Source organism: Noviherbaspirillum phoenicis, from assembly GCF_047237965.1.
Taxonomy (GTDB): Bacteria; Pseudomonadota; Gammaproteobacteria; order Burkholderiales; family Burkholderiaceae_D; genus Noviherbaspirillum_A.
The window spans coordinates 157,214-169,668 of the sequence record NZ_JBDFLX010000002.1 but is presented as its reverse complement, the minus strand read 5'-3'; the positions used below and the strand labels follow the sequence as shown (position 1 = coordinate 169,668).

General features: G+C 60.9%; 17 protein-coding genes. All 17 read right to left on the bottom strand.

The features are described 5' to 3' along the window. Positions 1 to 6 precede the first annotated feature (6 nt). Complete coding sequence (gene fliP / locus ABC383_RS20435) at positions 7 to 795, bottom strand: flagellar type III secretion system pore protein FliP (protein WP_413016682.1); 789 nt, start codon at positions 793 to 795, stop codon at positions 7 to 9. Further along, positions 795 to 1,133 (bottom strand): hypothetical protein, encoded by a 339-nt coding sequence (locus ABC383_RS20430; RefSeq protein WP_413016680.1) that lies wholly within the window; start codon positions 1,131 to 1,133, stop codon positions 795 to 797. The genes fliP and ABC383_RS20430 overlap by 1 nt, the downstream gene beginning before the upstream one ends. A 55-nt stretch (positions 1,134 to 1,188) precedes the next feature. After that, a complete protein-coding gene (locus ABC383_RS20425; protein WP_413016678.1) occupies positions 1,189 to 1,557 on the bottom strand; it encodes a FliM/FliN family flagellar motor switch protein in 369 nt (122 codons plus the stop codon). Positions 1,558 to 1,575: 18 nt separating this feature from the next. After that, a complete protein-coding gene (locus tag ABC383_RS20420; protein ID WP_413016676.1) occupies positions 1,576 to 2,331 on the bottom strand; it encodes a FliM/FliN family flagellar motor switch protein in 756 nt (251 codons plus the stop codon). Further along, positions 2,328 to 3,530: a flagellar hook-basal body complex protein gene (locus ABC383_RS20415; RefSeq protein WP_413016675.1), complete on the bottom strand. Its 1,203-nt coding sequence runs from the start codon at positions 3,528 to 3,530 to the stop codon at positions 2,328 to 2,330. Before ABC383_RS20415 ends, ABC383_RS20420 begins: the two co-directional genes overlap by 4 nt. 12 nt (positions 3,531 to 3,542) lie before the next feature. Further along, positions 3,543 to 3,953, bottom strand: a complete 411-nt coding sequence (locus ABC383_RS20410) for a flagellar hook capping FlgD N-terminal domain-containing protein (protein ID WP_413016674.1) — start codon at positions 3,951 to 3,953, stop codon at positions 3,543 to 3,545. A gap of 12 nt (positions 3,954 to 3,965) precedes the next feature. Continuing rightward, positions 3,966 to 4,646 (bottom strand): hypothetical protein, encoded by a 681-nt coding sequence (locus tag ABC383_RS20405; protein ID WP_413016672.1) that lies wholly within the window; start codon positions 4,644 to 4,646, stop codon positions 3,966 to 3,968. Continuing rightward, positions 4,643 to 5,101, bottom strand: coding sequence for a hypothetical protein (locus ABC383_RS20400; protein WP_413016670.1), 459 nt, complete (start codon positions 5,099 to 5,101; stop codon positions 4,643 to 4,645). Before ABC383_RS20400 ends, ABC383_RS20405 begins: the two co-directional genes overlap by 4 nt. Before the next feature lies 1 nt (position 5,102). Beyond that, positions 5,103 to 6,431: a FliI/YscN family ATPase gene (locus ABC383_RS20395; RefSeq protein WP_413016668.1), complete on the bottom strand. Its 1,329-nt coding sequence runs from the start codon at positions 6,429 to 6,431 to the stop codon at positions 5,103 to 5,105. Beyond that, a complete protein-coding gene (locus ABC383_RS20390) occupies positions 6,428 to 7,315 on the bottom strand; it encodes a FliH/SctL family protein (protein WP_413016667.1) in 888 nt (295 codons plus the stop codon). Before ABC383_RS20390 ends, ABC383_RS20395 begins: the two co-directional genes overlap by 4 nt. After that, complete coding sequence (locus ABC383_RS20385; RefSeq protein ID WP_413016666.1) at positions 7,312 to 7,770, bottom strand: hypothetical protein; 459 nt, start codon at positions 7,768 to 7,770, stop codon at positions 7,312 to 7,314. The genes ABC383_RS20390 and ABC383_RS20385 overlap by 4 nt, the downstream gene beginning before the upstream one ends. Positions 7,771 to 7,814: 44 nt before the next feature. After that, positions 7,815 to 9,383: a flagellar basal-body MS-ring/collar protein FliF gene (gene fliF, locus ABC383_RS20380; protein ID WP_413016665.1), complete on the bottom strand. Its 1,569-nt coding sequence runs from the start codon at positions 9,381 to 9,383 to the stop codon at positions 7,815 to 7,817. A 10-nt stretch (positions 9,384 to 9,393) separates the two neighbouring features. Beyond that, positions 9,394 to 9,702, bottom strand: coding sequence for a flagellar hook-basal body complex protein FliE (fliE, locus tag ABC383_RS20375; RefSeq protein ID WP_413016663.1), 309 nt, complete (start codon positions 9,700 to 9,702; stop codon positions 9,394 to 9,396). Beyond that, positions 9,699 to 10,142 (bottom strand): flagellar basal body rod protein FlgC, encoded by a 444-nt coding sequence (flgC, locus tag ABC383_RS20370; protein ID WP_413016661.1) that lies wholly within the window; start codon positions 10,140 to 10,142, stop codon positions 9,699 to 9,701. The genes fliE and flgC overlap by 4 nt, the downstream gene beginning before the upstream one ends. Positions 10,143 to 10,144: 2 nt before the next feature. After that, positions 10,145 to 10,510, bottom strand: coding sequence for a flagellar basal body rod protein FlgB (locus ABC383_RS20365; RefSeq protein WP_413016660.1), 366 nt, complete (start codon positions 10,508 to 10,510; stop codon positions 10,145 to 10,147). A 167-nt stretch (positions 10,511 to 10,677) separates the two neighbouring features. Beyond that, positions 10,678 to 11,775, bottom strand: a complete 1,098-nt coding sequence (locus tag ABC383_RS20360; protein ID WP_413016659.1) for a flagellar basal body P-ring protein FlgI — start codon at positions 11,773 to 11,775, stop codon at positions 10,678 to 10,680. 38 nt (positions 11,776 to 11,813) lie between these two features. Then, positions 11,814 to 12,455, bottom strand: coding sequence for a flagellar basal body L-ring protein FlgH (locus ABC383_RS20355; RefSeq protein ID WP_413016657.1), 642 nt, complete (start codon positions 12,453 to 12,455; stop codon positions 11,814 to 11,816).

Here is a 12,455-nt window from a genome sequence, read left to right as displayed (position 1 = left end):
CCGTGCCTAGTGAAAGCTTCCCAGCACAGACCGGGCAACCAGGTTCCAGCCGTCGATCAGGATAAAGGTAAGCAGCTTCAGAGGCAGGGAAATCATCACTGGCGGCACCATCATCATCCCCAGCGACATCAGTACGCTGGCCACCACCAGGTCGATCATGATGAATGGCAGGAAAATCATGAAGCCGATCTGGAACGCCGCCCGCAGTTCGCTGAGCATGAAGGCCGGCGTCAGCTGCACCAGGCTGATCTCTTCCACGCTTTTGGGCGGGGCGGCATGCGACAGTTCCGTCATCAACGCCAGATCCGCCTCGCGCGTCTGGCGGATCATGAAATCGCGCATTTGCACCGCGCCGATATCGACCGCCCTCTCCAGCCCGATGCGGCCGGCGCTGTAGGGCTGGAATGCCTGCTCGTTGATCTGGGTGAGCACCGGCATCATCGCAAACAGCGAGAGAAACAGCGCCAGGCTGACCAGCACCTGGTTTGGCGGCGTTTCCTGCATGCCTATCGCATGGCGCAGCATGCCCAGCACAATCACGATGCGCGTGAAAGCCGTCATCGTCACAAGGATGGCGGGCGCCACACTGAGCAGGGACAGCAGCAGCAGCATGCGAATCGGCAGCGCCAGGTCGGCCCCCTTCGCCTGCGATGGCAGCATGCGCAACTCGATGCCCCCCACCGACTGCCCCCATGCACAGGCGCTGAACAGCAGGGCAAGGCCGGCACACAGCCAGGCCAGCCGCCGCGACGTCCGCCTGGCATGCCGCTCCACAGGCTGCATGCAGCAGGCCATCACGACTGCTTCTCCAGAACCGGACCACCGGAATCGAACTCGGCGATGCGCAGCAGACTGTCGCCCGACTGCGCAAGCAGATACTCCCGTCCCCGATAGAGCACGACGTGCACGCGGGTCTGCGCGGATAGACGGGCGCTGGCCGCGCAGCGCAGGCCGCCAACGTTTGCATGGACAAGCTGCGTTCCCAGCTTGCGGCGCACTACCAGCAAGGCAGCCACGGCAAGTGCCAGCAGAAGCAGCGTGATGGCTCCCGTGGTCATCGCCTGCTGGCCCAGTCCGGCACCGTCTTCACGGTAAGGAATCGCCGCAGCCGCGTCTTGCGCCAGGCCGGGCATGCTGGCCGCCAGTGCCCAGCATGCCAGCACGGTGCGCAAGCAACGGGAACACGCATCAGGCCGGCGCACTACTCACCTCCGTCACACGCACACCCAAAGTATCCCCCACCACCACCAGTTCGCCGCGTGCGATCGTCTTCTGGTCCAGCTCGATATCGACCAGCGGATGAACGCCGCATTGCAGGGGCACCACCGATCCATCCTTGATGGCGAAGAGTTCGGAAACCGAGATTTCCCCCTGGCCCAGCACGGCGCGCAGCCGCACCTTCAAGCAGCCAATCAGGTCCAGCTTGCCATTGAGCAGGGCCGAGCCCTGCAGCTGCAACTCGGGGAGTTCTTCCAGCCCTATCAGGCTGACTTCGGTATGGCGCTGGTCCGCTGCATCGGCAGCTTCTGCAACGTCGTCTGGATTACTTGCATGCATGGCGTTTCCTTTCTCGGTTCATTTGCAAATCTGCACGGCCGCCGCACCCTGGCGCAAACCGAGATAGCCGCGTGCGATGGGGTCGCCAACCGTGTTCTCCAGCGTCAGCGGCTTGTCGATGCCGGCATCGAGCAGGATCACATCGCCCGGCTCAAGACGGACGAGGTCGGAGAGCGCCAGGTCGGCATTGCCGACCAACAGCCGGAACGGCAGGCGACGACCGGCAAGCGCTTCCTGGCGCGATGCCAATGCAGCCGACTTGACCCGGCCACGGCCCTCGCACCAATGGTTGAGCAGCCCGTGGCTCATCCATACCACCAGTTCGCCGCACCCGAAACCGAGCCTCAGCAAGGCCGAACCGTCCGCCGTTCCGGCTTGCACCGGGCTGCCGGCAACCGGTGGAAACAGGGCGTCCCTGCGCACGCTGCCCGGCGTGAGCCGGGCCAGGCGCACCAGCAGGTCGCGTGCAATGTACTGCGCCATATGGACCGCCAGCTCGGCCCCGACATCGGCCAATACGGGCTGCAGCAGCTTCTGCATGGCCGCGCCATGAAGCACGGCCTGACGCGGACCGGCCCGGGCATCTTCGCCGTCCTGCAGGACCAGCAGCGCTTCTTTTCGGAGCAGGCCCGGCTCGGCGGCCGTCACCCTGAACGACATGCTTTCACCCGGCATCCAGCTCGTGGCCCAGGCAGCCGCCAGCGGCTCCAGGCCGTGCTGGAGCGCACCGATGTCGCTTTCGCCAAGCCAGACCCACGGCCGCGGCGCGCTCAACGCCGGCCCCGCATGTCGAAGAGCTGCTGCATCATTTCGTTGGCCGTGCTGATGACCTGCGACGACGCCTGGTAAGCCCGCTGCACCACGATCAGTTCGGAGAACTGCTGGGTAAGATCGACGTTGGATGCCTCGATCTCGCCGCCGGAAAGCTGGCCAAGCCGCAATGTCTGCGGTGCGCCGACGGCGGTCAGCGCCTTGTCCGGATCAGTCCACAGGCTCGCGCCTTGCGCCACAAGCCTGTCCTGTTCGGCAAACCAGGCCAGGGCTAGGCGACCGGCCGTGCGTTTCTCGCCGTTCGAATAATTCAGCACGACGGAACCATCGTCCTCGTAAGCACTGGCGGTATAGGAACCACTGGTCTTGCCGTCGGCCGATTGCAGTCTTGCGGTGGAGGTGCCACCTGCGCTGAAACTGGTCAGTCCGGCAAAGCCGCCTGGCGTACCGAAGTCGAGCGTGACCTTCTGCGTGCCGCCAGGCGAAGGCCAGTCGAACGCGAACTTGTCGGCGCCGGTTGCGGGAGAACCGTCGCTTCCAAAGATCAGGGTCCCGGAAGCGACCGTCTCGCTGCGATCGTTCCTGACCGTAAAGCCCCAGCGATGATCCACGCCTGTCACGGCCGGATCGGTCTCATCGTTGAACACCAGGCTGGCCTTGCTGGCCACGCCGGCGGCGCTCACCACATTGATATCGCTGATCGTATGGCTGCGATCGGCATCGGTCGTGGAAAGTGTGCCGTCAAGCTTGATCAGCGCCGTGGGGGTTCCAGCCATGTTGCGCAATGGCGTGATATTCAGTGCCGCGAGCTGACCGGTCTCCGACAGGCTCATTACCGGCACCCGCGACTGGCGGCCAACCAGGACACCGTCGCTGTCGAAGTCAAACTGGCCGTCACGGGTGTAGAAGGTCTTGCCATCCTTGCTCAGGATGAAATAGCCGTCGCCGTCGATGGCAACGTCGAGCGCATTTCCGGTCCGACGCAGCTCGCCCTGCGTAAACACAGGCAGCGGCTTGCCGGCAATGACGCCATTGCCTTCCCGTCCCAGAGTGGAACTCTGGTTATAGATCAGATCCTGGAATTGCATCGATGAGCGCTTGTATGCCGCCGTATTGAGGTTGCTGACGTTATTGCTGATGTTGGACAAGCCGCGCGAGTACGCTGACAAGCCGGTACTGGCAATGAGAATGGCATCAAACATGGCGCCTCCTGTCTATTGAACCAGCATGATTTGCGACAAGGGCATGTCGGCCAGATAACTGCCGTCGCTCGCGCGTACCGTCAGCAACGGTTGTCCACTGTTGAAACGCAGCGTGGTGGCCACACCGATGACGCTGTCGTCATTGGCGGTGCGTACCTGCACCGTGCGCCCGAGCAGTCCCACCGACTGGGTGGCGGACTGGATCGTGAGCAATTGTTGTATTCCCTGGTTGACTTCCCTGCTCTGCTGCAGCGAGGTGAACTGGGCAAGCTGAGCGATGAACTCCTGGTTGTCCAGCGGCTTCAACGGGTCCTGATAGGTAAGCTGTGTCATCAGGATCTTGAGAAAGTCATCCAGACCCAGGCTATTGACCTGCGTCGATTGCGGCGTTGAGGTCAATCCGCCGATTGATTGCACATCCATGGTGTTCTCCGGTTAGGCGATTGGAAAAATCGCAGTGCCATTCAGGGTAAAACTGGCAAGCCGGGCGCCGGATTGCGCCAGGGCCTGGCGCAGCTGGCCAATCCATTCAAGCAGCGCGTTGTCTTCCGCACCGATGGTGGCGTCACGTAGCCAGACGTGGACGCCCTCGGCATCCACCGTGCAGTGCAATTTGCGCCACGGCCAGTCGCTTGAAGACAGGAGCGCCGTCTGATGCACTGACATTGACGCAAGCGGCGCTTGAAGCGCCTGAAGCGCTTCCTGCGATGGTGCGCGGACTCCCGCCTGGCTGCCCCACACGCCCGTCCCGATAGGGACTTCCAGCGTGGAAGGCTTGAGGACATGGAGAAAATGGCCGTGAAGTACAGGTCTGGGCTGTATGGCAAGAGCGGTTAAACCGCCAGGCTGGCTTGTGTGCGCTGACGATGCTGCAAAGAGAGTGCCTTTCGCAATAGGCGCGGCGTACCTTGACTGGGCGGACGGCATGCCGTGTGCACCCGCATGGCGCCCACCGTTCATGGCAACGGAACGGAACTGCGCCAGCGCAGCCAGCTGCTCCCGCTCAAGCACCCGCCGCCAGGCCGACACGGATCTGCCAACGCCTGCGCCCGTGTCTGCACCGACCGACGATGCGATGCCAGCGAACTGGCCTGCCGCTCCACCCACCGCGCTCATGGCGCCACCTCACGCGCACCGGCTCGTGACAACCAGCTGTCGTCGGCCTCGCGCTGTCCGGCGCGGGCGACATCGAGGAGGTAGGCATCGCCCAGGCGCGCATGGTGTTTTTCCAGCGTGCGCAACGCACTGCGTGCCAGGTTGAGCTGCTGCAGGCACTGTTGCTCCTGTTGCAGCAGTTCTGCACGCGCTTGCTGCAGCGTCGCCAGCCGCAGGCGCAGATGCGACAGGTAGGAATAAGCAGCGCGTTGCTGATCGAGGTCGAAGTGGCCTCCTGACCGCGCCGCACGCACCTCCTGCTCCAGCTGCCGCATGCTTGTGCAGCAAGCGCCAATCGCTTCTTCGTTGGAGGAAATGTCCCGTTCCACCAGACGCAGTGCGGCCTGTGCGGTATCCACGTCGGTACTACGGAGATTCTGCAGTGTTTGCAGGGGATAGCGATAGGTGTGGCGCATATCAGGTTTCCTTCAGCAATGCGCTCAGGCTCGCGAGCGCGTCGGCACGGGGAATGACCTCATCGCCCGATTGGCATAGAAAGCGTTCCAGCCACGGCGCGAGCCGCATCGCCCGGTCGAGCTCGGCGTTGACACCGCTCTTGTAGGCGCCGATATCGATCAGGTCGCGGCTCTTGTGGAGGCGGTCAAGCAGGCGCACCGCCTGCTGTGCAAGGGCCTGGTCTGCCGGCGAAGCCAGGACGGGCATGAGTCTGCTGATACTCTTGAGCACGTCGATGGAGGGAAAATGGCGTCGATCTGCCAGTTCCCGCGTCAAGACAAGATGACCATCAAGCACTGACCGGGTTGCGTCGACAACAGGATCGCCATAGAAATCGTCGCCTTCGGCAAGAACGGTATAGAACGCGGTAATCGATCCCCCGCTCGCCGCCGTGCCGCATCGCTCCATGAGGCGGGGTAAGCTGGCGAATACCGATGGCGTGTACCCACGAGCCGTCGGCGGCTCGCCGATCGCCAGGCCGATTTCCCGCTGTGCCATCGCGAATCGAGACACCGAGTCCATGATCAGGGCAACATCGGCGCCCTGGTCCCTGAAGTATTCAGCGAGCGCGGTGGCCGTATAGGCTGCGTTACAGCGCAACAGCGCAGGCTGTTCAGAGGTGGACACGACAACCACTGAACGCTTCAAGCCCGCCGGACCCAGCGCGTTCTCTATGAATTCCCTTACCTCGCGCCCACGTTCGCCCACCATGGCCACCACGTTGACATCCGACCGGACATTACGCGCAAGCATGCCGAGCAAAGTGCTCTTGCCCACCCCGCTACCGGAGAAGATTCCGATGCGCTGGCCGCGACCTATCGTGAGCAGCGTGTCAATCGCCCGGATACCGCATTCAAGAACGTTGCGTATCGGCGGTCGTGACAGCGGGTTGATTGCTTCCCTGCGCAGAGGCACCATGACATCCACGGGAGGCGGTGCTATGCCATCGATGGGCTTGCCAAAGGCATCCACCACCCGTCCTAGGTAACCATTCCCGGCCGCCACCCGCAACGCCTGCCCACGTGCAATGACCTCGCTGCCCAGGCCAATGCCGTGCAATTCGCCATATGGCATCAGCAGCACGCGGCCATCGCGTATGCCCACTACCTCGCCCAGCACCGGTGTGCCTTGGGAACGTGAATAGATTGCGCAGACTTCACCCAGAAAGGCGTCCGGCCCATTGGCTTCCAGCACCAAACCCTGAGAGCGAGTGACGCGGCCGATGCGCCGCGTCAGCGGCGCCTGGTTCAGGGCACTCGTATAGCGGTGCATTGTCGGCGCTAAACTCATTGCGGCATCTCTCTTGCATGGTGAACTTCCACCAGCACCGCTTTCAACTCGGCCAGGCGCGTTTCAAGCCGCCCATCAAGGCTTCCGGCGTCCGTGTCGACGATACATCCACCCATGCTGACGCGCTCATCAGCAAGCAATACGGCGCCCAGGTTAGGGGGTATTTCCTTCCCTTCATGGAAAAGTGCGTAATCGGCTGGCGCCAGATGAATATTGAGCAGCCGACGCTCCGGAAGCTGTTCCAGCACGGCCCGCACCATGCTTTCGACCATGGTCCTGTCAGTGCACTTCTGCCCCAGAATCCGCAACAGCGCCGCATAGCCAATTTCGATCGCGGCGCCTTCAAGTTCTGCCTGCCAGCTCTCGCTCATCGAGCTGATCGCTTCGGACACCGTCATCAGGCGCTCGCTGCAGGACCGAAGTGCCTCGGCCTCTTCGCGCCCTCGCCGCAGGCCCTCCTGTATCCCCTGCTCAAATCCATCATTCCAGCCCTGCTCCGTGCCCTCTTCATACCCCGCACGTCGCGCGTCCGCGAAAGGACTATCCGACATGAATCCGGCGGGATTGTCCTCCGTCTCCGAAACAACAGCCGCAGAATCGATCGACATGGCAGGCACATGGCTGTCTTCAACCAAAGACGGAACGGACGAGGCGTCGTTGGCAAGCTGCTGGCTGATTTGGGCCATGCGCATTCCGCCCTTCCCATCGCCGGATTGCAACGTATCCGTTTTCTGATTTTCGCCTGGCTGGCCATGCTGTTCGAACGGTTGCACCCTACCTGCTCCAGTCGCCGTTTCAACTGTCAGGCTTTTGCCGGCATTACCCAGCGCGCGAGGCGGCCGCGCATGATCCACGATCTGGCCGGACTTTATTACCGGCATCATGACTTGTCGCCCTTCATACTTCCGTCGATCAACATCTTTTCCGACTCTAGCAACCGCGCAAAGCCAAACAGCAGAGCGTCCAGCTTCGAGGCCGGCATTGCGGAACTCGGGAGGGGATCAAGCAAGAGACTACGACGGACCGGGCTCATCTGTTCCCATACCACCGCTCGCCATTGCCAAGGACGTGCATGCAGCAACGCTCGCTGAACCAGGTCCGGCTGGCGCATGACAAGGGCAGCCACGATGACCGGACTGGCCAGCTCAATGATTCTCACGTCATCCTGATTCAGCGCGACGTTCTCTACCGCTGCTGGGAGGTCTATCGCGAGAACGCCAAAGTGCCGCGAGAATCCAAGGCCCTGCAATTCGCTAAGCAGGTCGCGCAAGGTTGATCGTACGCCGGGCAGCAAGCGGCGCAGCAGCCATACCTGGTCGCGCTTGTCCAGCGTATGCATGGTCAGGGCCACGGACCGAAAGCGATCTGGCGGCAATGGCGCGCTCATCGCAGGCCTCCGGGAACCAGCCAGGTTTGAATATCGCGGAGCATCTTAGCCCGCTCCGCATCGCTCAGCCGCACAGTCGCATCCCCACGCGCTCCACGCCGCAGAAAGTAGGTCGCCACGATCAGGATGGCTGCCAGCATAAGCGCAAGCAGCAGAAAAATGACGGGATTGTCAGACTTAGCAATCCAGGAAGCATCTGCACCGCCACGATCGGCAATCTTCCTTTCGGCATCAAGATCGGCGATTGTCTTGTCGGCATCAACAGCCTGACCAGCGGCCGTTGCCACAGTATCGGTGTCTGGTATGGCCTTGGCTGCGAAGACCTGGCCGATCGCACTGTTTTGAGGGCTGCTCGCTATTGCGTCGAGACTGTATATCGCAATCCCGTCACCTCGCGCGGCACTCAGGCCCACAGCCATGGATACTACTTCGGTAAGCTTCTGCAGCTGCGCTGCCGGCAGGGTTTCAGGAAGGACGATTCCCACACTCAATCTTTTGATCGCCCCTGGCGCAGATACCATTTGTTCGACGCGCCTGCCATGCTGAAATTCGACTTCACTGGTACTTGATTCATTTCGGAGCGGGGGGCTGGTGGCATGGTCGGAGGACTGCGTGGTGGATGCTGCCTGCGTGGTTGCGGCACCGCCCGGTCGACCGTCCGATTGGGTAGTCTGCTTGCTGCGCGCTATCGCACCCTCACCGTTACCGCCCGGCGTGACCAGCACTTTTTCCTCGGTAACCCTGACTGCGTCCTGATGCAGGATAGCGTCCACCGACACGATGGCACGGCCACGCCCGACAACGCGGTCCAGCACGGCAGCCGCCTTTGACGTCAGGTAAGTTTCCATCTGGCGCTTCAATTCCAGCCTTGCCTCGCTGCTCGCCGTCCCCGGAATGTCGCCGGGCTGCTGGTCGGCTTCATTCAAGCTCAAGGTCAGCCCGCGACTGTCCAGCACCGTCACAGCGCTGGGTTCGATCTGCGGGACCGCTGCGGCCACCAGGCGCTGTATGCCCAGCACCTGGGCAGCCTGCAATTGCTTGCCAGGGCGGGTCGTGATGGTTACCGACGCCTTGCCATGCACGTCGCCGCGACGCAGCAGGCCGGATTCAGGTATGACCAGATGCACCCGCGCCGCCCGAACCTCTTCCAATGCCATGATGGTACGAGCAAGTTCGCCCTGCATCGCACGCTGGTAATTGATTTTCTGAGCAAATTCGGTCATGCCAAAATCGGAATCACTGAACAGTTCGAAGCCGACCGTGCCACGCAAATTGACGCCTTTGCTCATCAATTTGAGCCGGGTTCGATGCACGTCCTCGCGATCGACAAGAATCGTTCGGCCATCATCCTGCAGCCGATGCGCCACTTTCAGCCGTTCGAGTTCTGCAACGATCGCGGCGGCATCCTGCGCGTCGAGGTCGGAAAACAGGACCTGGTAGTCGGGGGTCAGAATGCGCCACGCAAGTGTCAGGCATCCAATAAACGCGAGAGCGATCATGAGCCCTACGACTATTTGGGCCAGCTTACCGAGCGCGGATGTCCGCTGCCTTAATTTTTCAAGCATCTCTGTTTCCTCACAATTGCATGCGCTGCAAATCCTGCCAGCCTTCCATGAGCCGGTTGCGGACCTGTACCGTCATTTGAAAGGCAATGCGTGCCTTTTCCAGACTGATCATCACCTGATGCAAGCTGGGCGCCTCACCGCTGGCAAGCTTCAGGGACTGTGCCTCGGCTGCTTTGAGCGTACGGTCAAGTTCAGCTATCTGGCCTTGAAGAATGCTGGTGAATGTCATGCCTGAGCGAAGCGGATCGGGGGTCGACGCCGCACTTTGCATCGCAGCGCCTATGTCAATCACCGGCGCAAGGAATTGCACCGCCGTCATCGCTGCCCTCCAATTTCCAGGGCCTTCAATGCCATTGCCCGCGTCGCACTCATGCCCGCAATGTTCGCCTCATAGGCGCGGGTGGCATTCATGATGGTGACCATTTCAGACAAGGTGTCGACATTGGCATAGGCAACGAAGCCTCGTTCATCAGCATGTGGATGGCCAGGCTCATGCATCATGCGCGGTGTTGAATCCACGGTGACAATGCCTGCAACCTGGGGGAGCATGAGCCTGCCTGATAACTGGCCGGACTGCATGAGGCTGCCGAAGCTCGGCACTGCGACGGTTTGCACCACCACTCTGGCAGCCCGATATGGCAAAGCGCCAGGTGGACGAGTGCTGCCAGCATTAGCCAGATTCATGGCTGAAATATCAGCATGCATTTTTTGCACCGCCATGCCGGCAGCACCGATGATAGAGGCCGCTTGATAGTCCACTGTTACCTCCTTCCATCGTTTGCGGCCAAGCCCAGCAATTCGAGTTCCGCATTAAGTGTTTTCAATAGCGCCTGATAGTGAAGGGTGTTTCGCGCAAGCGCAGCAACCTCCTGATCAATCGCTACAGGCCTGGGATCTGAAACGATACGCGGCAACAACTGGGCTGTTGCTGCAACCCGCTCAGCTGCCCCTTCTTGCTCCAGTACCGACCGCAACACCTCTTCAAATTGAACACGCTGCGCCACATGCAGCGGATTGCCGGCATTGGCAATGTTGGACATAGTTGCGAGGTGCCGCAAGCTGGCGGCATCTAGGGCTTTAGGTGTGACCTGCATGACGGCGGACTGCGTGAAGTCGATTGAAGGCATGCGAACCTTTGCAATAATTTAGAGCACACTTCCAACATGGTCTCAATGGGGACCAGTGGACGTTTGAACAGTTACGACGAATGAACGATCACTTTTGGCCGGTAGCACAGAAACGGATGTGGCAAGAATGCACATCGCTGCACGCCGCCACCGATCTCTAATTTCGTTTACTGAATAATCAGTTCGGCGCGCAATGCCCCTGCCGCCTTGATCCCCTGCAGGATGGCTATCATGTCGCGCGGACTGACCTTGATGCGGTTTAATGCCTGTACCAGATCCGCGACCGTACTGCCCACGCCAAGCTGCACCGCCTCACCGCCGGACTCGGTCACGCCGACCCTCGTTTGAGGCACTACTTCAGTGCGCACTCCCGCCCCGGTCCCGCGCACCAGCAAGGGCTGCGAGACCAGATAGTCAGTGACCACCGACACGCGCAGATCCCCGTGGCTCACCGTCACCCGGGAAATCGTTACATCGCCGCCTGCGACTACAGTACCGGTTCGCTCGTTGACAACCACACGAGCACGACGATCCGGTTGAACATTCAGGCTCTCAACGCGCGTGATGAAGCTCACCATGTTCTGGCGATATTCTTCAGGCACAGTTATCTTGACAGTCGCGGCATCGCTTGCCACGGCGAGTCCGCCGCTTAAAGTAGCGTTGACAGATGCCGCAATCCGGTTGGCGGTCGTGTAATCCGGGTCGGTCAGCACAAATTCCAGTTGCCCGCCTTGCATCAAGTCGGTTCCCACTGCTACCTCTACCGAGGCGCCGCCGGGAACCACACCGACAGTCGGATGATTCTTTTGTACGACGTTGCCATTGACGTCATATTTATACCCGCCGACCGATAAAGCGCCTTGTGCAAGGGCATAAATACGACCATCCGGCCCTTTCAGCGGTGTCATCAGCAGGACACCGCCCAACAGGCTGCGCGCGTCGCCCATTGAAGTGACGGTGACATCCAGTCGATCGCCGTTGCGGGCAAATGGCGGCAAGGTGGCCGTGATCATCACAACCGCAACGTTCCGGCTCTGCACCTGATCAGGTGGTATCACGACGTCAAACTGGCTCAGCACATTCGCAATCGATTGCCGCGTGGAACGGCTCCGTGCCGAATCACCGGTGCCCGCCAGACCAGTGGCGACACCATATCCAACCAGCATGTTGTCACGCCAGCCACCGAAGCGGCCTATGTCCTTGATGCGGACGGTATCTGAAACCGCGGCCGCTGCAACGCAAGCCGGTAGCAAGGCCATCGCCATCAGGCCTCGAAGGCCCCATTGTCGGGCTAGCGCAAGTCTCATAGCAGCCCCAGCCACGTGAGAAACCGTGTAATCAGGCCGGCATGCTGCTTTTCGCTCAGGATGCCATCACCAATATAGCTGATACGCGCATCGGCCAGCCGGGTCGACAGTACCGTGTTGTTATCGAGGACGTCGATTGGTCGAACCTTTCCGTGAAGAGTGATTTCCTGCTTTTCATCATTAACGAAAATTTGCTGTTCGCCGGATACGTGAAGCAGTCCCGTGATGGGATCGACTTCACGCACAGTGACTGTCAACTGGGCTAGCAGCTTGCCGGACCGCTGTATCTGACCTTTGCCGCCGAATGTATCGCCGAGTTGCAAACTGCTGTTTTCAGATCGGTTGGTCGCTTTCCAGCCGAACAGCAAGCCGCCCCGCTTTTCTGCACTGGTATTGGCGTTAGCGCTCGCACTGGAATTTTCCATGACCAGTACGGTAAGCATGTCACCCACCCGATAGGCCCGCTTGTCGGAAGTTAGCGGACGGAAATGGCTTTCACCCTGATACAAGCCGGCTGCGAAAAGGGATGTCGACAACCCGAAGCTCAACATGCCCAACAGGCACCAGACTGCATGGGAGATGGCAGGAAAGGCCCACGCGCTGCGCGGCGGAAGCGTCAATTTGAAACACGATGTCAT

What these genes read in the sequence shown, in the direction of transcription:
- fliP (WP_413016682.1), bottom strand. Translation starts at nt 795, where the DNA reads ATGGCCTGCTGCATGCAGCCTGTGGAGCGGCATGCCAGGCGGACGTCG.
- ABC383_RS20430 (WP_413016680.1), bottom strand. Translation starts at nt 1,133, where the DNA reads ATGCCCGGCCTGGCGCAAGACGCGGCTGCGGCGATTCCTTACCGTGAA.
- ABC383_RS20425 (WP_413016678.1), bottom strand. Translation starts at nt 1,557, where the DNA reads ATGCATGCAAGTAATCCAGACGACGTTGCAGAAGCTGCCGATGCAGCG.
- ABC383_RS20415 (WP_413016675.1), bottom strand. Translation starts at nt 3,530, where the DNA reads ATGTTTGATGCCATTCTCATTGCCAGTACCGGCTTGTCAGCGTACTCG.
- ABC383_RS20410 (WP_413016674.1), bottom strand. Translation starts at nt 3,953, where the DNA reads ATGGATGTGCAATCAATCGGCGGATTGACCTCAACGCCGCAATCGACG.
- ABC383_RS20405 (WP_413016672.1), bottom strand. Translation starts at nt 4,646, where the DNA reads ATGAGCGCGGTGGGTGGAGCGGCAGGCCAGTTCGCTGGCATCGCATCG.
- ABC383_RS20400 (WP_413016670.1), bottom strand. Translation starts at nt 5,101, where the DNA reads ATGCGCCACACCTATCGCTATCCCCTGCAAACACTGCAGAATCTCCGT.
- ABC383_RS20395 (WP_413016668.1), bottom strand. Translation starts at nt 6,431, where the DNA reads ATGAGTTTAGCGCCGACAATGCACCGCTATACGAGTGCCCTGAACCAG.
- ABC383_RS20390 (WP_413016667.1), bottom strand. Translation starts at nt 7,315, where the DNA reads ATGATGCCGGTAATAAAGTCCGGCCAGATCGTGGATCATGCGCGGCCG.
- ABC383_RS20385 (WP_413016666.1), bottom strand. Translation starts at nt 7,770, where the DNA reads ATGCATACGCTGGACAAGCGCGACCAGGTATGGCTGCTGCGCCGCTTG.
- fliF (WP_413016665.1), bottom strand. Translation starts at nt 9,383, where the DNA reads ATGCTTGAAAAATTAAGGCAGCGGACATCCGCGCTCGGTAAGCTGGCC.
- fliE (WP_413016663.1), bottom strand. Translation starts at nt 9,702, where the DNA reads ATGACGGCGGTGCAATTCCTTGCGCCGGTGATTGACATAGGCGCTGCG.
- ABC383_RS20365 (WP_413016660.1), bottom strand. Translation starts at nt 10,510, where the DNA reads ATGCCTTCAATCGACTTCACGCAGTCCGCCGTCATGCAGGTCACACCT.
- ABC383_RS20360 (WP_413016659.1), bottom strand. Translation starts at nt 11,775, where the DNA reads ATGGCGATGGCCTTGCTACCGGCTTGCGTTGCAGCGGCCGCGGTTTCA.
- ABC383_RS20355 (WP_413016657.1), bottom strand. Translation starts at nt 12,455, where the DNA reads ATGACATCGTGTTTCAAATTGACGCTTCCGCCGCGCAGCGCGTGGGCC.